A 15,426-nucleotide genomic window follows, 5' to 3' on the forward strand; every position below is an offset into this window, starting at 1 on the left:
ATTAGTTTTATTCACTTGATAAATAGTGTATTTATTGGAACTGATAATGCGGATGCCCTTGGTTATGAAAGGGTTTCGCTCTTCATGCTGACGAGATACGATGAATTTGGTTTATGAAGAGGGCGTGGTATAGTGTAAATGAAATTTATACATATACGATGGCGTACTTCTTGCCGGGCAACGACCGCACAAAACCTCTAAATTCCAGATTGAGAAGAAGGGATGCCAATCGACCCATCGGGATCTGACTTTTCCAGCTTAGATCGTCCACGTGCATAGCCTGTGATTGGCGAAGGAGGGCAAGAATCTGACTTTCGTCATCAGTAATATCCAGCGGTATTTCGGCCGACGTCGGCTTGGCCATAGGCAGTCCGGTGGGCTGGGCTTGCGGCTGATCCCAGTTGAGCGCTTCAATCAGATCTTTCGGGTTCGTATAAATCTGCGCTTTATTTTCCCGGATCAGCTTGTTACAACCGGCCGAAAAAGCCTGGTTCAACTGCCCCGGTACAGCAAATACGTCGCGGTGGTAATTATTGGCATATTCGGCGGTGATTAACGCCCCTCCTTTGGCGGCTGCTTCAACCACCACCACCACATCGCTTAACCCGGCTATGATTCGGTTTCGGGCTGGAAATAAATGAGCATCAGGCTTGGTACCCGGTGGGCTCTCGGTAAGCAAACCACCCTGTATGAGCATTTCCTGGGCCGTTTTCTGATGCACATTCGGATAAATGATGTCGATGCCGCTGGCCATTACGCCAAAGGTGGGTAGGTTGTTTACTAAACTGGCACGATGGGCCGCTATATCGATTCCATACGCCAGACCGCTGATCACATTGACCCCATAGGGCGTGAGGGCTTCGAGCATGTCGTTCGTAATTCGTCGACCGTAGTCAGTAGCCTGACGTGTGCCAACCAGGCCAATGGTTCGTGCGGGATTCAGATTGCCTGATCCCTGAACATACAGCAGAGCAGGGGCGTCGTAAAGCGTTTTCAGCCGGGCTGGATAGGCTTTATCGGTGTAAAAGAGTGCTGATGAGCCGATTTTCTCCAGCCGTTTCATGATCTGTTCGGCTTCGGTGAGTGCATCGGGTTTTCGAATTGCCCGGGCGGTTACATCACCGATACCCGGAATTTTGAGCAGACGCGCCATCGGGGCCTGAAAAACCTCGCTGGCTGAACCACAGTAGCTAATCAGTTGACGAATGAGAATGCTGCCAACGCCGGGGACAAGGGAAAGAGCAATCTGGTATTGTGTATCGGTGGGCACAGAATTATTGGAATGTTTAGCCACAAACATCCGCTTTTTTAAAGATTATTCCGATACCTGTCTACTTATAATGCATCTAATTGGCTGTACTGGTTGATTAAAAGTTTGACTGCTTATCGTAGATGGATATTCCTAGATTTCATTTTGATTACTCATTTCTGAATCTGGACGAGCTGGCCAGTCAATGCATTACGACGGAGGAGATTCAGCAGTTATTTTATGATCTGAAAAGCCGATATGATGATTTTATGTCAACGGATAGGTTTGGATATGTAATTGGCTACACATCGAAAAACAAGTTTATTTCGTTTACTTTTGAGTTAGTAGGCGATGATACAGTACGACTCACTCAGGTTTATTTATCGTATGAGCAAGAAATCTTCAACCGATACTTCTTTCGTTAATTTTAAGAAACGTTTTCCAACCCCGAAAGACTTTGTTGAGTGGCTATTGGCTAATCCTGATAAAGGAAGATCAGTTAGCTACGAAGAACGTATGCGTAACTGGTCAGAACAACTGCGAAGAACAGGTAAGGATATGAAATAATAGCTACTCCACGCTCTCCAGACCATCCCGGAGTTTTTCCAGAAACGATTTTAGCTTTTTCAACTTGGCAACATAGCGGGCATTTTCCTGTTTGCGACTTTCGCGTTCTTTCAGAAATTCGCGAGCACCCGGTAGCGTATACTTCTGATTGTTGATCAGATCCAGAATTTCTGTCAGGTGATTGATGTCGGCCTGGGTATATACTCGGTCGCCGGAGCGATTCTTCTTCGGTTGTAGGGTGGGGAATTCCTTTTCGTAATAGCGTAGCTTGGAGGCATTAATGCCGAATAGCTCGGCCACCTCTTTTATGCCGTAATAAAGCTTACCAGAACCTTCCATTCGACAAACTTGCTGACGTTCCGTCAAACCTGCAACGATTTGGCGTATTTTTGCAAAAAGAAGTTGGGAGTGAGGAGCGAGGAGTGAGGAGCCATCCGGTCTTTTCTTATTCACCGGATGGCTCCTCACTCCTCGCTCCTCACTCCTAAATACATTAACTATAAAGATGACTTCCCACGAAATACGTCGGCATTTTCTCGATTTCTTCCATTCCAAAGGCCACCTGATTGTCTCTTCAGCTCCGCTCGTTGCCAAAAACGACCCGACGCTGATGTTCAACAACTCGGGTATGGCGCAGTTTAAAGATTTTTTCCTCGGCAATGGTACGCCCCCATCGAAGCGGGTGGCCGATACGCAGAAATGCCTGCGCGTGTCGGGTAAGCACAACGACCTTGAAGATGTAGGGTTCGATACCTATCACCACACCATGTTCGAGATGCTGGGCAACTGGTCGTTTGGGGATTATTTCAAAAAAGAAGCGATTGAATGGGCGTGGGAACTGCTGACCGAGGTTTATAAACTGCCGAAAGATCGGTTGTATGTATCGGTATTTCAGGGTGATCAGAAGGATAATGTACCCTTTGATCAGGAAGCGTTCGATCTCTGGAAACCCATCGTTGGCGAAGACCGGATTATTTACGGGAATAAGAAGGATAACTTCTGGGAAATGGGCGATACGGGTCCCTGTGGCCCCTGTTCGGAAATTCACGTTGACCTTCGCTCGCCCGAAGAAGTAGCCGAAAAACCCGGTAAAGAGCTTGTCAACGCCGATCACCCACAGGTTGTTGAAATCTGGAACCTGGTGTTCATGCAGTTCAACCGTAAGGCGGATGGATCGCTGGAGCCGCTGCCTGCCCGCCATGTCGATACGGGGATGGGCTTTGAGCGGCTTTGTATGGCGATTCAGGCCAAAAAGTCGAACTACGATACCGATGTTTTTTCGGGGACGATTCATGTAATCGAAGAACTGTCGGGTAAAAAATACGAAGCTGGTACGAGCATGACCGACGTTGCGATGCGCGTCATATCCGACCATATCCGGGCCGTGTCGTTTGCCATTGCCGATGGACTGGTACCGTCGAATGCCAAAGCGGGTTACGTAATCCGTCGAATTCTTCGCCGGGCTATTCGGTATGGGTATTCGTACCTGAATCTGACCGAGCCGTTCATGACCAAACTCGTGCCAACGCTGGCTATGCAGTTTGCCGACGTATTCCCTGAACTTAACGCCCAGCGCGATTTTGTCGCGACGGTGATTCGGGAAGAGGAGATTGCGTTCCTGCGGACGCTGGGAACCGGACTTGGTCGTCTGGATCAGATCATCGGTCAACTTACTACCGATGGTAAGAAAGAAATCCCTGGTGAAACAGTTTTTGAACTGAACGATACCTTCGGTTTTCCGGCCGATTTAACGGCCCTGATTGCCCGCGAAAAAGGACTTTCGATCGACGAAGCCGGTTTTCAGAAAGCGCTTCAGGAGCAGAAAGTCCGGTCCCGGAAAGATGCTGCCTCGTCGGCTGGCGACTGGATTGAACTGGCCGAACTGGACAATAAAGTCGAGTTTTTGGGATACGATCAACCCGATGCGTATGCCCAGATTGTGAAGTACCGGAAGATTCAGAACAAGCAGGGAACACAGGTGCAGGTGGTGCTGGATAAGACACCCTTCTATGCCGAATCGGGTGGTCAGATTGGCGATACCGGCGTACTCGAACTGTTCAAGGAATCAGATCAGATCGGCATGCTGACGGTACTCGACACGAAGAAAGAGAATGACCTGGTGATTCATATTATCCAGAACGTGGAGGGTATTGACGACTTACTGACCGAAGCCGATACGGTCTATGCCGTGATCAATACTTCGCGTCGGGGACTTATTGCCAGCAACCACTCGGCTACACACCTGCTGCACTCGGCCCTTCGGGAAGTGCTGGGTACGCACGTCGCACAGAAAGGCTCGTATGTTGGCCCCGATGCCCTGCGCTTCGACTTCTCGCACTTCAGCAAAGTGACCGATGAGCAACTGGCCGAAGTAGAGCGAATTGTAAACGAAAAAATCCGGGAAGACATTAAGCTTGACGAAAAACGGAATGTACCCATCGAACAGGCAAAAGCACTCGGCGCTACAGCCCTGTTTGGTGAGAAATATGGCGATTTTGTTCGGGTCATTACGTTCGATCCGAGTTATTCGGTTGAACTCTGTGGCGGCACGCACGTACCGGCAACGGGACATATCGGTCTGTTTAAGTTCACGGGCGAAGGTTCTGTATCGACGGGCGTTCGTCGGGTAGAGGCTAAAACCTCGGCCGGGGCTGAAGCGCTGATTAATGAGCAGATGGCTGTTGTGACAGAACTGAAAGAACTGCTCAAAGCACCGAAAGACGTAGTGAAAGCCGTACAGACCTTGCTCGAAGAACGCAGCGCGTTGCAAAAACAGGTCGAAGCCTTACAGAATGAGAAAGTTCAGCAGTTGAAAAACCAACTTCTTGAGAAAGTTGAAACGGTTAATGGGCATTCGCGATTAGTTGAGAAAGTTGACGTGCCTTCGGCTGATGCGCTGAAACAACTGGCTTACGATCTGAAAGCTAAAGTTGATAATCTGGCGGTTGTGCTTGGCGCTGACATTAACGGTAAACCCCAACTGGCGGTGATGCTGCCCGATTCGCTGATTCAAGGTAAAAACCTGAATGCAGGGCAAGTTGTGAAAGAACTGGCCAGAAACATCAAAGGCGGTGGCGGTGGACAACCCTTTTTCGCGACGGCGGGTGGTTCTGATCTGTCTGGCCTGGATGCCGCGCTGGCGCAGGGTAAAGAATTGCTGGGATAATTTTGTCAAAAGTTGTCAGGCGTTGTCAGGTGTTGTTCGTTTTGAAAAGACGATACCTGACAACGCCTGACCATTTCTGACCGTACATGACTTTTTCAATGAATCAACCTATTGGTGTATTTGATTCGGGCTACGGTGGCCTGACTATATTACGCGAAATCGTTAAAAAGCTTCCACAGTACGACTACGTATACCTGGGTGATAACGCCCGCACGCCTTACGGTACGCGCTCGTTCGAAACCGTTTACCACTATACTTTAGAGTGCGTTCGGCATCTGTTCGGCCAAGGTTGCCGATTGGTCATACTGGCCTGTAATACCGCGTCGGCTAAAGCCTTACGGAATATCCAGCAACTCGATTTGCCGACATTAGCGCCCGGACTAGATGGTTCCGATAGGCGGGTGCTGGGTGTGATTCGACCAACTACCGAAGTAATTGGTAATTACTCAAAAACAGGAAACGTCGGGATTCTGGCCACGCGTGGAACGGTCACCTCAGAATCGTATGTGGTTGAAATTGAGAAATTCTTTCCAGAACTAAATGTCTATCAGGAGGCCTGCCCGATGTGGGTGCCACTGGTCGAAAACGGCGAATACGATCATGCCGGAGCCGATTATTTTGTCAAACAGCACATTGAGCGGCTAATGGGTCAGTCATCTGGAATTGACACGATCCTGTTGGCCTGTACGCATTATCCGCTGTTGCTGGAAAAAATCCGGCAGTATGCACCTGTTGGGACAACGATCCTCAGTCAGGGGGGCATCGTGGCCGAAAGTCTGGCGGATTATCTGGTACGACATCCTGAAATCGAAACGAAATGCAGTAAACATGGCCTACGTACTTTTTTGACAACCGACTCCACCGAAGACTTCGACCGACAGGCTACCGTCTTTTATGGCGAACTGGTACGGTCATTGCATCTGGCACTCTAGAAAGGCGGACATCTTGTCCGCATAGTCGAAACTAGAACCTAGCCTATGACTATGCGGACAAGATGTCCGCCTTACTTAAAACACCACGCGATAGCTCAATACGGGTATCAGGCCGGTAGCATAGTAGGATTTAACGGTACCACTCGCCGGATCGAAATAGTGGTTATAAACGTTCTGCCGGTTGATGGCATTCTGCAAATCGAGGGAGAGTGTACGAGTTGAGCGGGGTCTGTTTTTCTTCCAGCTCAGCCGAACGTCGGGCCGGAAGTAAGCGGGCAACTGTTCAGTAAACGACTGATTATCTATGTAAACTGTCTCGCCTAACCGTTTTGACTCCGCTACATCGATTGGTGTGTCTCGGTAGCCGCCGTAGTAACTTAGTTTAAGATTCAGGCCAAAGACGCTCGAGCCCGACACCCATTCTTTACCTACTAACAGACTTTCGGCGAAATGACCATTCCATCGGGTGTTTCGCCAAACGCCATCGGAACCCTGATACTCCGAGTTGTAGAGCGACGACGATAAGAGAAAATATAGACTGTTGCCTGATGCGGATCGATTCAGAAATTGCTCAAGAGTTAATTCAAGCCCGTAATTTCGGCCATGCCCCGTATTCGCCAGCGCCCGGTCGGAAGACCCGTCAATACGATTGATAATCGCAAAAGAGTCGCGTTGATTGGCACTTACCGGAATATTAAACAGATGCTGGTAATAGGTTTCAACTTTCAGACGAAGGGGAGCGCCCTCACTATGGCTGTTGAGCCGCTGGTCGTAGGCCAGCACGTAATGATGAGAACGCGTAAAACCTAAGTTTCGGTTGGCGGATACGGTAGTAGCGGTTTGGTCGACTGGGAGCACGAAGTACGTTGCCGGGTTTTGCAGTTGGCTATGCAGGCCGTACCCCAGGCTGATCGACCTGTCGGGTGAGAACGCCCAGCGTACTGAGCCCCGTGGTTCCAGTGCCGATGTGCCATTGAGGGCCAGGTGAAGGTAATGCAGTCCGGCATTGATCGTCAGTTGCTCCGATAGCCTGTAATTCCACTGCCCAAACGCCTGTAGTGTACTGGTCTGGTCACTCACCCGCACGCGCGTCAGCACTTGTTGCTGTTCTGGCTCCCACGATTTTTGGGTCAGATCGTAGAGTAATTGCGTGCCAATTAAGCCGGTACGAAACGTACATCTGGAATTGAGCTTATACGTCAGGGTAGTCGATAGAATACGCTTTTGCGTTAAGAAGGCGTAGTTCTCCCGTTCCGTAGCTGCGTATTCCCTTGCAGGGTCCAGTAGGTCTGTGCGATCCCGATTTTCATAGCCCGAAGCCAGCAACACCGTTTTGAGTAAGGCTCTACGGCCAATCGGTAGACTGTGTGTTACGCCAACGGCACCTGTATTGGACCGGAAATCGTCATTGTACTGGTCATAATTCGTTGTCCATTTACTTGAATCGGCTGTAGCGTTGACCTTGCTGTTACTCAGTCCACCAAAGCCAAAGAGCGTGAATGTCCCGATCTTCTTCGTGGGCAGATACACATTGAACGACAGGTCCTGAAAGACATTTTCGCCCGTGCCAATATTGACTCCCGCTTTTGAAAGCAGTCCAAGCGTTGAGTAGCGATAGTTTACCAGAAACGAGCCGTTGTACCCTTTCGCAATTGGTCCTTCGGCTGCCAGATCGATGCCAAGCACACCGGCCTGCACGGTATATTCCCGTTTGGTGTTGTTGCCACGTCGTAGCTTCAAATCGAAAACCCCCGATAGCGCATTGCCGTATTCGGCAGGGAAAGCGCCCGTCAAAAAATCGGAGTTAGCCAGTAATTGCGCGCTCAGAATAGAAATGCCTCCGCCTGCCGTTCCCAGACTGGAGAAATGATTCGGGTTCGGAATTTCGACCCCTTCCATGCGCCACAGCAGTCCGTTAGGCGCATTCCCCCGAATGACGATATAATTGCCTCCGTCATCGCCCCCAACAACCCCGGCATAGGCGGTGGCCATCCGGGCGGGATCGTTGACGGCAGCAGCAAACTTTTGGGTTTCTTCCACCGAAAACGTGCGGGCCGATACCGTTGCCATTTCGTTGATCGGTTTGTCTTTTTCAATGGTTGGCTTCACCGTTACTTCAGATAACTGGCTAATTGCTTCTTCGAGCGAGATGCTCAGTACCAGTTCTTTACCGGCATCGACGGTGATATTTTGCAGGGTCGTATTTTTGTAGCCGATGACACTGATTTGGAGCGTTTGCCGACCAACAGGGACTTGTGTAAGCTTAAACTCACCGGCTGCATTCGTACTGGTTCCTTTAACCGGCGATGAGTTGAGTATAACCACCGTAGCACCAGGCAGGGGCGTTTGCAGACTTTGATCGATGACCGTACCCCGAATGGTTTGCGTAAACGGCTGAGCCTGGAGTGATAATGAGATCAAAAAAATAGCGAATAGTGCGAATTGCGAAAGGAGTTGCATGTGAGAGTAGCGTACGTTGATTCCTACTCCTGACAGCCGACAAGGCATTAACCCCTATACATCGTTCAAAAAATTTCATGTTTCAGGCTCTTCGTATGAAAGAAGTTTATAGGCGGGTAATCAGTGGTCAGCAATAGCGTGCTTTCTACAGATTATGGCAATTAGATAGGAGACAGATTTTTTTATTGTAAATCAATTGGGAAGAAAGAGAGTGCATTTTAAACTTTGGCACGGCTGATACAAGCATCTGATTATCAACTATGGAATCAGCCTTGCCAAAGTTCGGCGAGCAGTCTCGAATGAAATAGTCAGTATAGGCTTGGCATGATAATGGCAATAGGTAACTCCTACTAAGTCACGTTGAATCCCTAAACGCTTTCGTTATGCAAACGGCTATTCGTTGGGCAGTATACATTCTTGGAATCGAAATCCTATTTCTGGTCGCATTAAAGTTTCATCATTTGTCTTTATTGCCTGCCTTCGTAGCTACGTGTGTACTGTTGGCTGCAAATCCGAAAGGTACTTTTGCGCACCCGCGTTCGGTCTTGATTGGCTACATGCTGGTTGGTCATCTGGGGTTAATCACCTTCGTCTTCTGGGGGAACAACCTATTTGGTTTACTGGCAATGACGTTAGTGGTTGTAGCCATAATGGCTTCGGTTTCATCAGTGCATCCGCCCGCCATCGCTCTTCTATTTCAGCTTGTAAAATCCGCGCATCCTTTTCAGGATTACCTGTTCATGGTTGTGTTTGTGGTGGCAATTTTAGGGGTTCATTATGCCGCTCAGTGGATTCAGAAGCAACTTTTCCCAGCGATTCAGTCGAAGCCCTTTGTTGTGACAGAATCTCAGACGGCTCCCTATCCGACCTATCTGGCTGCTGCCGAACAAGAATGATGCGGAGTCACTATTGGACTACGTTTATCTTGCCTCCATAATTTTGTCATTGCGACCCCTACGCCGTTTTCAAAAAAAGTTTTGACCATAAGGCTAAAACTTTTTTTGAAAACGGCGTAGGGGTCGACCGGCAACTAAGTGTCATAATGCTGAACAACCGGATGTTTGGCAAAAATGATAGCTTTGCAATCACCTGTCATTTATCATACTACACCAGTGCCCCTAACCGAGCAGGATGTCATCGAGGCTATCCGAACGGGTAGCGAACGCGATTTTGAAGCCGTATTCAGGCAGCATTATGCGTCGCTGTGCCGGTATGCCTGCCAGTTGCTGACCGACCCCGATGAGGCCGAAGAGGAAGTTCAGGCCATGTTTCTGGCTATTTGGGAGAAACGCGAAGGCTTACTCATTACGGTGTCGCTCAAATCCTATCTGTATCGGTCGGTTCATAATCGGTGCCTGAATCGGCTCAAGCACGTAGCCGTCCGCGACGAACATCGGGAGTATATCCATCACATCGGAGAAGAATCGGCCGAATCGCCCGCTCAGCGGATGATTGGTGACGAATTGGCTCATCAGATCCAACGGGCGATTCAGAAGTTACCCGAGCAATGCCGACTGGTCTTTACACTAAGCCGGTTCGAAGAGCTTCGCTATGGGGAAATTGCCGAACGATTAGGTATATCAATTAAAACAGTTGAGAATCAGATTGGCAAAGCCCTGCGTATCTTACGGACTGAATTGAGTGAGTACTTACCAATTGTATTGGCGCTGGGAATGTATAATGGACAATGGATACTGAATGCTGTTAGCTGGCTGAGCGAACCAGACGCGCTATCCTTATTGACCATTTTTCATTCTTCATTATCCATTATTCATTTTATCTAAGCCATGGCCGATCAACAACCCATCGACGATGCCTTACTGGGCAAGTTTCTGGCAGGTGAAACCGATCCGGCCGAATCGGCACGGGTACGCCAATGGCTTGTCAGTCGCAACGCAGGGATCTCTGAACCTTCTCATGACGATTTTGTCAAATTCGAACGCATCTGGAATGCGGCCAAACAACCCGGAACAAGTGGGAAGCGTGATAAGCCACGGGTAGACAGTCCGGCAAAGCAGTTCGAGGTGGATACAGATGCTGCCTGGGGATCGGTTCAGCAGAAAATCCGCACCATCGATGGACGGGTAAGTGCTGATTCAAGTCAGTCTGTTACATCTATTCCCCGTCGGAAGTTTGAGTGGGACAGTTACTGGCGGCAGGTTACCTATCGAGTGGCGGCTGTACTGGCGCTAGTAGTGAGTCTGGGCTGGTTAGTGTATCAGTTTCGGTATATGGGACACGATAATCCGGCGATCCACACAGTTACGCTTGTAACCGGTGATAAGCCCCTTCGAAAAACCCTACCGGATGGTTCCCGAATCGTCCTGAATCGACAGTCTACATTGACTTACCCCACGGCTTTTGCAAACGAACGACGCGAGGTGACCCTGAATGGAGAAGCTTTTTTTGATGTAACCCCCGACCCCAGCCGGCCCTTCCGGATTAAGGCCCGCCCGACCGTAGTACAGGTGCTGGGCACATCGTTCAACGTACGAGCGTATGACAACAATGTCAGTGTTGCGGTGCAGACGGGTAAAGTGCGGTTTTCGAGTGGCCCCAAAGCCGTTCTGCTCACGAAGGACCAACAGGCTACCTTCGATGAGCAGGGCGATACCATCCGTCGGTCGGCCCAGTTAGCCGCAAACGCATTTGCCTACAAAACCGGACTGCTGGTGTTCGATAATGAGCCACTGGTCAATGTGGTTCAGACCATCAACCAGCACTATAACTCGGATGTACAACTGGCCAGTACCCGACTGGATAACTGCCGACTGAAAACCCGGTTCGATAAAATGTCGCTGGATGAAGTGGTAGCTGTAACGGCCGAAACACTTGGTTTACAGGTTCGTCATGAAGGGAAGTCGATTATTTTAGACGGTGCCGGATGCCGATGAATAGGGGTAAGCGACCAGATGGCTGTCTTGTCGTAAAACCACTGTTAGTAAGTCCAATGCGTTATTTTCTCTTTTGTTTCTTCTTCGTGAGCCTTCACCTGTCGGCTCAATCGATACCTCCACTGGATCGGGTTATTTCGGTGGATATTCGGAATGCGACCCTCGACAATGCCCTTCGCCAGATCAGTCGGGCCGGGCGGTTTGAATTTTCGTACGATCCAACCCGTATTGATGGCAATACCTTGGTTACCCTGCGGCTAATGAATACGCCCGTTCGGGAAGTGCTGAATCGGGTATTTCTGAACCGCGTGACCTATAAATCGCGGGGAAATCATGTGATCCTGTTCCGGGCCGATCCGCCAGAATCGGCCCCAAAGAGTTTCCTGCTGGATGGCTATATTCTGGACGAACGTACCGGCGAACGCATTGCCAGGGCCAGTATTTTTGAAAAAACAACCCTGGCCTCTACCGTCAGCAATCCGTTTGGTTATTACCGGTTACAGCTGCCAACAAATCTCCCTAATGTACGGCTGGATGTACGTAAACAGGCGTATTTGGGTGAAACAGTGCTGATTCGGTCCAGGATTTCCCACGCGGTCACCATCCGAATGACACCCCTGCCGCCCGCGACATCGTCGGTACAAACGTTGCCAATCCGGGTGAGCGAAGATACCCTTCGACCCGTTGACCCTCCGCTGGCATCGGTTTCGGTCGAACCGCCTGCCCCTATGGTGGACTCAACCGCTCAGCAGCCAATGTCTGTTGTCGATAAAGGGTGGGCCGGCATTTCGAAACTGTTTGTATCGGCCCAGCAGGCCATTCACGACATCAACCTAAGCCGTGATACGCTGTATCGTGACTGGCAGGTATCATTTGTTCCGTTTTTTGGCACCAATGGTCGCCTAAGTGGACGTATCAGCAACCGCATTTCGGTCAATGCCCTGATGGGTTATTCGTTTGGCGTTCGGGCGTTTGAAGTTGGTGGATTGATGAACCTGGTTCGAACCGATGTTGATGGATTTCAGGGCGCTGGTTTAGCCAACATCATTGGTGGCCATGTCGATGGCGTACAGGCGGCTGGACTCATCAACTATGCCAATCAGTATGTAAAAGGCGCCCAGTTGGCTGGCTTGGTCAACACGGCGGGCCGGGCCGTTAATGGGGCACAGGTAGCCGGGCTGGTCAACTATGCCAACCAGCAGGTTCAGGGAGGGCAGATAGCCGGACTGATCAATGTGGCGGGTCGTTCGGTCAACGGGGTCCAACTGGCTGGCCTGGTGAATATGGCCAGAGGAGATGTACGTGGGTGGCAGGTTAGTGGTATTCTGAACGGAGCCCGTCGAGTTACCAACGGTCTTCAGGTGGGGCTGATCAATGTGGCCGATACGGTCGGTAGCGTACCAATTGGTCTCGTGAGCTTCGTACGAAAAGGAGGTTACAAGCGTGTTGAGATAGCCGCCAACGAGGTTAATCTGCTGAACGTGACCTTACGAACGGGTGTCCAGCGATTTTATAATATCCTGACTGCCGGGCACAGTTTCGACCGGGTTGGCAGTCCCCGACTCAGTGCTGGTTATGGTCTGGGAACGGCCTTTCGCTTGTCGAACGCCACGTTGTTGAACCTGGAACTGATCGACCATCACCTGTTTTACTTCGATGGAACGTATCCTCGCGGCTGGAACAACCAGATTCGGCTAAATACACTGATTGAAACCCGATTGGGTAACCATGTCGCTCTGGCATTCGGACCATCAGCCAACTGGTATTTCAGTACCGACGATCGGCCGGTTCCGTTGCTACAACCCGACGTTATGCTGGTTTCCGACCGTGCCGATGCCTATAGCAACGCCCGCCACTGGGGCTGGATCGGCTTCCAGTTCGGACTGCGGTTCTTTTAATTGGGTATATTGTTAAACCCACAGCTAAAGCAGTGGGCTGATAAGACTGAAATTCTGGTGATTAATTCCGTCAAATCATTTTTAGGTGAGGGCCGGGCTGATCCTCGATTAGGACGAAATATTAGCTCCTCTCCTGTTTTAGGAGAGGGGTTGGGGGTGAGGTTTTGGGCAAGGGTGAAAAATATTTTTGTCGATAGCGTAGGGGGGAGGACGCTTATAGCTGTCATGAGGTCAAAAGAGCTTTGGATACAACCTTGACAGCTCTGAAAACTATTAAACGACAAGTATAAACATGACACGCACAAAATTTTTAGGCATCTCGCTCGTGACAATCGCTCTTTCTCTATCAGGATGCTCCTTAATTCGGGAAGATGTTGGGCCATACCAGACCGCTCAGCAAAGCTACGCACTCACCAATTTCGACCGGCTGGATATGGGCAGCGCCTTTGTCGTTACGGTTCAGCAAGGTCCATCCTATAGCATCACCGTAGAGGGTGACCGTCGAAATCTGGACGACCTGGATGTATATACGCGAAATGGTACGCTGAAAGCCCAGTACCGGGTTGCCCGAAATCGTCAGTATGCGACCACATTCCGAATTACAATGCCCAGCCTCCGTGGAGTGGAATTTTCGGGAGCTGTTCGGTCAACGATCACGGGTTTTACCAATGTGGATGTTTTCGATATTACGCTATCGGGCGCTTCCGAAGGGCAGTTTGACATACAGGCCGCCCGTCCGACAATTAATCTATCAGGTGCTTCGGTACTTCGAATAAATGGTAAGGGAACCTTCCTGACGGCTGATTTATCGGGTGCTTCACTCTTACAAGCCTTCGATTATCCAGTCGATAATGCAGGGTTGGATTTGTCGGGAGCCAGTAAAGCCAATGTTAGCGTCAGCAGCAGTCTTGTGGTTGAAGCTAGTGGAGCCAGCGCTGTCCGGTATCGAGGGAAACCGGCTGTTGATCAGCGTGTGAGCGGTGCCAGTACGGTGCAGAATGAATTGTAGACTCTAACTATGTTGGAAGGCAATTATTTGGCCTATTTGAGACTCTTTCCAAAGGCCCTGGTTGTCATTCCGACCGAAGGGAGGAATCTCAAAGCTGATTATCAGTCAAGTATGAGATTCCCCCTTCGGTCGGAATGACAAAAATAGGCAATTACGGCTTCGGTGTCGCAGCCGCAGTACTATCCGCTTTTTGTTTAGCCTCAGCCTTCGCTTTCTTCTTAAAAAAGCCCCGCAGCAGGAAGTTGCTCTGGGCGGCTTTGAGGTCTTCATTCAGGATGGCGGTTCCTGTACTTAAATTCCGCAGTGTTACCTGAAGGTTAGTGGCCGTTTCCTTGTCGGTCAGCAGAATGCCGAGTGGACTGTTGGTATTGTTCAGTTTATCCGATGCCCGGTTCAGATTGATCGACGTTTGCCGAAGCGTAGCCACGCTCTGGTCGGCAGCCGTCACGGTCGATTCGAACCGGGTAGCTGCCCGGCTTAACCGCCGGAATACGGTGGTGTCGGTTACTAGTTCATTCGCCAGTGTTCCTTTGGTGTTGAGTTTTGCGGCAAATTGAGCGACCGAACCTGTTACCCGAACCGTATTATTGGAAGCCTTTTCCAGGTTGACCATGGCCCGTTTGAAATTATCCGCTACCATCGAATCGGTCAGGACAGCGCCTACGGTGCCTTTCCCCCGTTTCAGATTGCCAACCAGTTCTTTAAAATCGTTGGTTACCTTCAAGAGATTATTGTTGTTCTCCTGCAAGGTCGCCATGATCTGATCGGAACTCAGGGCTTCAGTGGTTTTTAATCGATCGCCGTCTTCTACTTCAGGCTGACGAGTTGTTCCTCCTGAAATCACAACGATCTTATTGCCAATTAATCCATCGGAACCAATGGTTGCTGAAGCGTCTTTGCGGATATACTGTTTGGAGCTTTCCTCAATATTCATGTCGACTTCTACCTGTGAGCTACTCACAAAGCTAATCCGCTTAACGGTCCCGATTTTAACACCGGAAAACCAGACGTTATTGCCGTTTTTCAATCCGCCAACATCTTTGAACAGGGCTGCCAGACGAATGGTACTGGTGAAGCGCTTCTGCTGGCCCCCCAGTACAAATATTCCCGCGATCAAAATAATAATGCCCAGTAGGACGAATATGCCTACGACCACAGAGCGTTTTGTCGATTCAGTACTCATTTCTAGTGATAAGTGGAGTAAGTGAAAGTGGTGTAGTAGATGCAGTTAGTGTAATCAGTGAAACCTAT

Annotated in this window: 12 protein-coding genes; 8 read left to right on the forward strand and 4 right to left on the reverse strand. The window is 49.9% G+C overall.

The window, feature by feature from the left end; translation table 11 throughout:
• Positions 1-145 precede the first annotated feature (145 nt).
• Positions 146-1,270 (reverse strand): DNA-processing protein DprA, encoded by a 1,125-nt coding sequence (dprA, locus tag ACYVFD_RS02915; RefSeq protein ID WP_461088253.1) that lies wholly within the window; start codon positions 1,268-1,270, stop codon positions 146-148.
• A gap of 122 nt (positions 1,271-1,392) precedes the next feature.
• Between dprA and ACYVFD_RS02920 the strand changes: the two genes are divergently transcribed.
• On the forward strand, positions 1,393-1,674 hold the full coding sequence (locus ACYVFD_RS02920; protein WP_461088254.1) for a hypothetical protein: 282 nt from the start codon (positions 1,393-1,395) through the stop codon (positions 1,672-1,674).
• Positions 1,675-1,819: 145 nt separating this feature from the next.
• Here ACYVFD_RS02920 and ACYVFD_RS02925 read toward each other — a convergent pair whose 3' ends face one another.
• Positions 1,820-2,155 carry a MerR family transcriptional regulator gene (locus ACYVFD_RS02925; protein ID WP_461088255.1) on the reverse strand — a complete coding sequence of 112 codons (336 nt, stop codon included), beginning with the start codon at positions 2,153-2,155 and terminating at the stop codon, positions 1,820-1,822.
• Positions 2,156-2,321: 166 nt separating this feature from the next.
• Between ACYVFD_RS02925 and alaS the strand changes: the two genes are divergently transcribed.
• Complete coding sequence (gene alaS, locus ACYVFD_RS02930; protein WP_461088256.1) at positions 2,322-4,982, forward strand: alanine--tRNA ligase; 2,661 nt, start codon at positions 2,322-2,324, stop codon at positions 4,980-4,982.
• Positions 4,983-5,080: 98 nt separating this feature from the next.
• A complete protein-coding gene (gene murI / locus ACYVFD_RS02935; protein WP_461088257.1) occupies positions 5,081-5,914 on the forward strand; it encodes a glutamate racemase in 834 nt (277 codons plus the stop codon).
• A 75-nt stretch (positions 5,915-5,989) separates the two neighbouring features.
• Here the strand turns inward: murI and ACYVFD_RS02940 are convergent, their stop codons facing one another.
• Positions 5,990-8,374 (reverse strand): TonB-dependent receptor, encoded by a 2,385-nt coding sequence (locus ACYVFD_RS02940; RefSeq protein ID WP_461088258.1) that lies wholly within the window; start codon positions 8,372-8,374, stop codon positions 5,990-5,992.
• A gap of 383 nt (positions 8,375-8,757) precedes the next feature.
• On the opposite strand from ACYVFD_RS02940, the gene ACYVFD_RS02945 reads away from it, so the two are divergent.
• From ACYVFD_RS02945 to ACYVFD_RS02965, 5 genes are all read left to right on the forward strand, one after another.
• The gene (locus ACYVFD_RS02945; RefSeq protein ID WP_461088259.1) at positions 8,758-9,270 is read left to right on the forward strand and encodes an HPP family protein; all 513 of its coding nucleotides are present in this window, start codon (positions 8,758-8,760) and stop codon (positions 9,268-9,270) included.
• A gap of 174 nt (positions 9,271-9,444) precedes the next feature.
• Positions 9,445-10,158 carry an RNA polymerase sigma-70 factor gene (locus ACYVFD_RS02950; RefSeq protein WP_461088260.1) on the forward strand — a complete coding sequence of 238 codons (714 nt, stop codon included), beginning with the start codon at positions 9,445-9,447 and terminating at the stop codon, positions 10,156-10,158.
• Between the two features lie 3 nt (positions 10,159-10,161).
• A complete protein-coding gene (locus ACYVFD_RS02955) occupies positions 10,162-11,268 on the forward strand; it encodes a FecR family protein (protein ID WP_461088261.1) in 1,107 nt (368 codons plus the stop codon).
• Between the two features lie 56 nt (positions 11,269-11,324).
• Positions 11,325-13,166, forward strand: coding sequence for an STN and carboxypeptidase regulatory-like domain-containing protein (locus ACYVFD_RS02960; RefSeq protein WP_461088262.1), 1,842 nt, complete (start codon positions 11,325-11,327; stop codon positions 13,164-13,166).
• Positions 13,167-13,458: 292 nt separating this feature from the next.
• Entirely contained in the window at positions 13,459-14,175 is a 717-nt protein-coding gene (locus tag ACYVFD_RS02965) for a GIN domain-containing protein (RefSeq protein WP_461088263.1), read from the forward strand.
• Positions 14,176-14,326: 151 nt separating this feature from the next.
• Here ACYVFD_RS02965 and ACYVFD_RS02970 read toward each other — a convergent pair whose 3' ends face one another.
• Positions 14,327-15,358 carry an MlaD family protein gene (locus tag ACYVFD_RS02970; RefSeq protein ID WP_461088264.1) on the reverse strand — a complete coding sequence of 344 codons (1,032 nt, stop codon included), beginning with the start codon at positions 15,356-15,358 and terminating at the stop codon, positions 14,327-14,329.
• Between the last annotated feature and the right edge of the window lie 68 nt (positions 15,359-15,426).

The sequence above is a fragment of the Spirosoma gilvum genome (assembly GCF_054776815.1).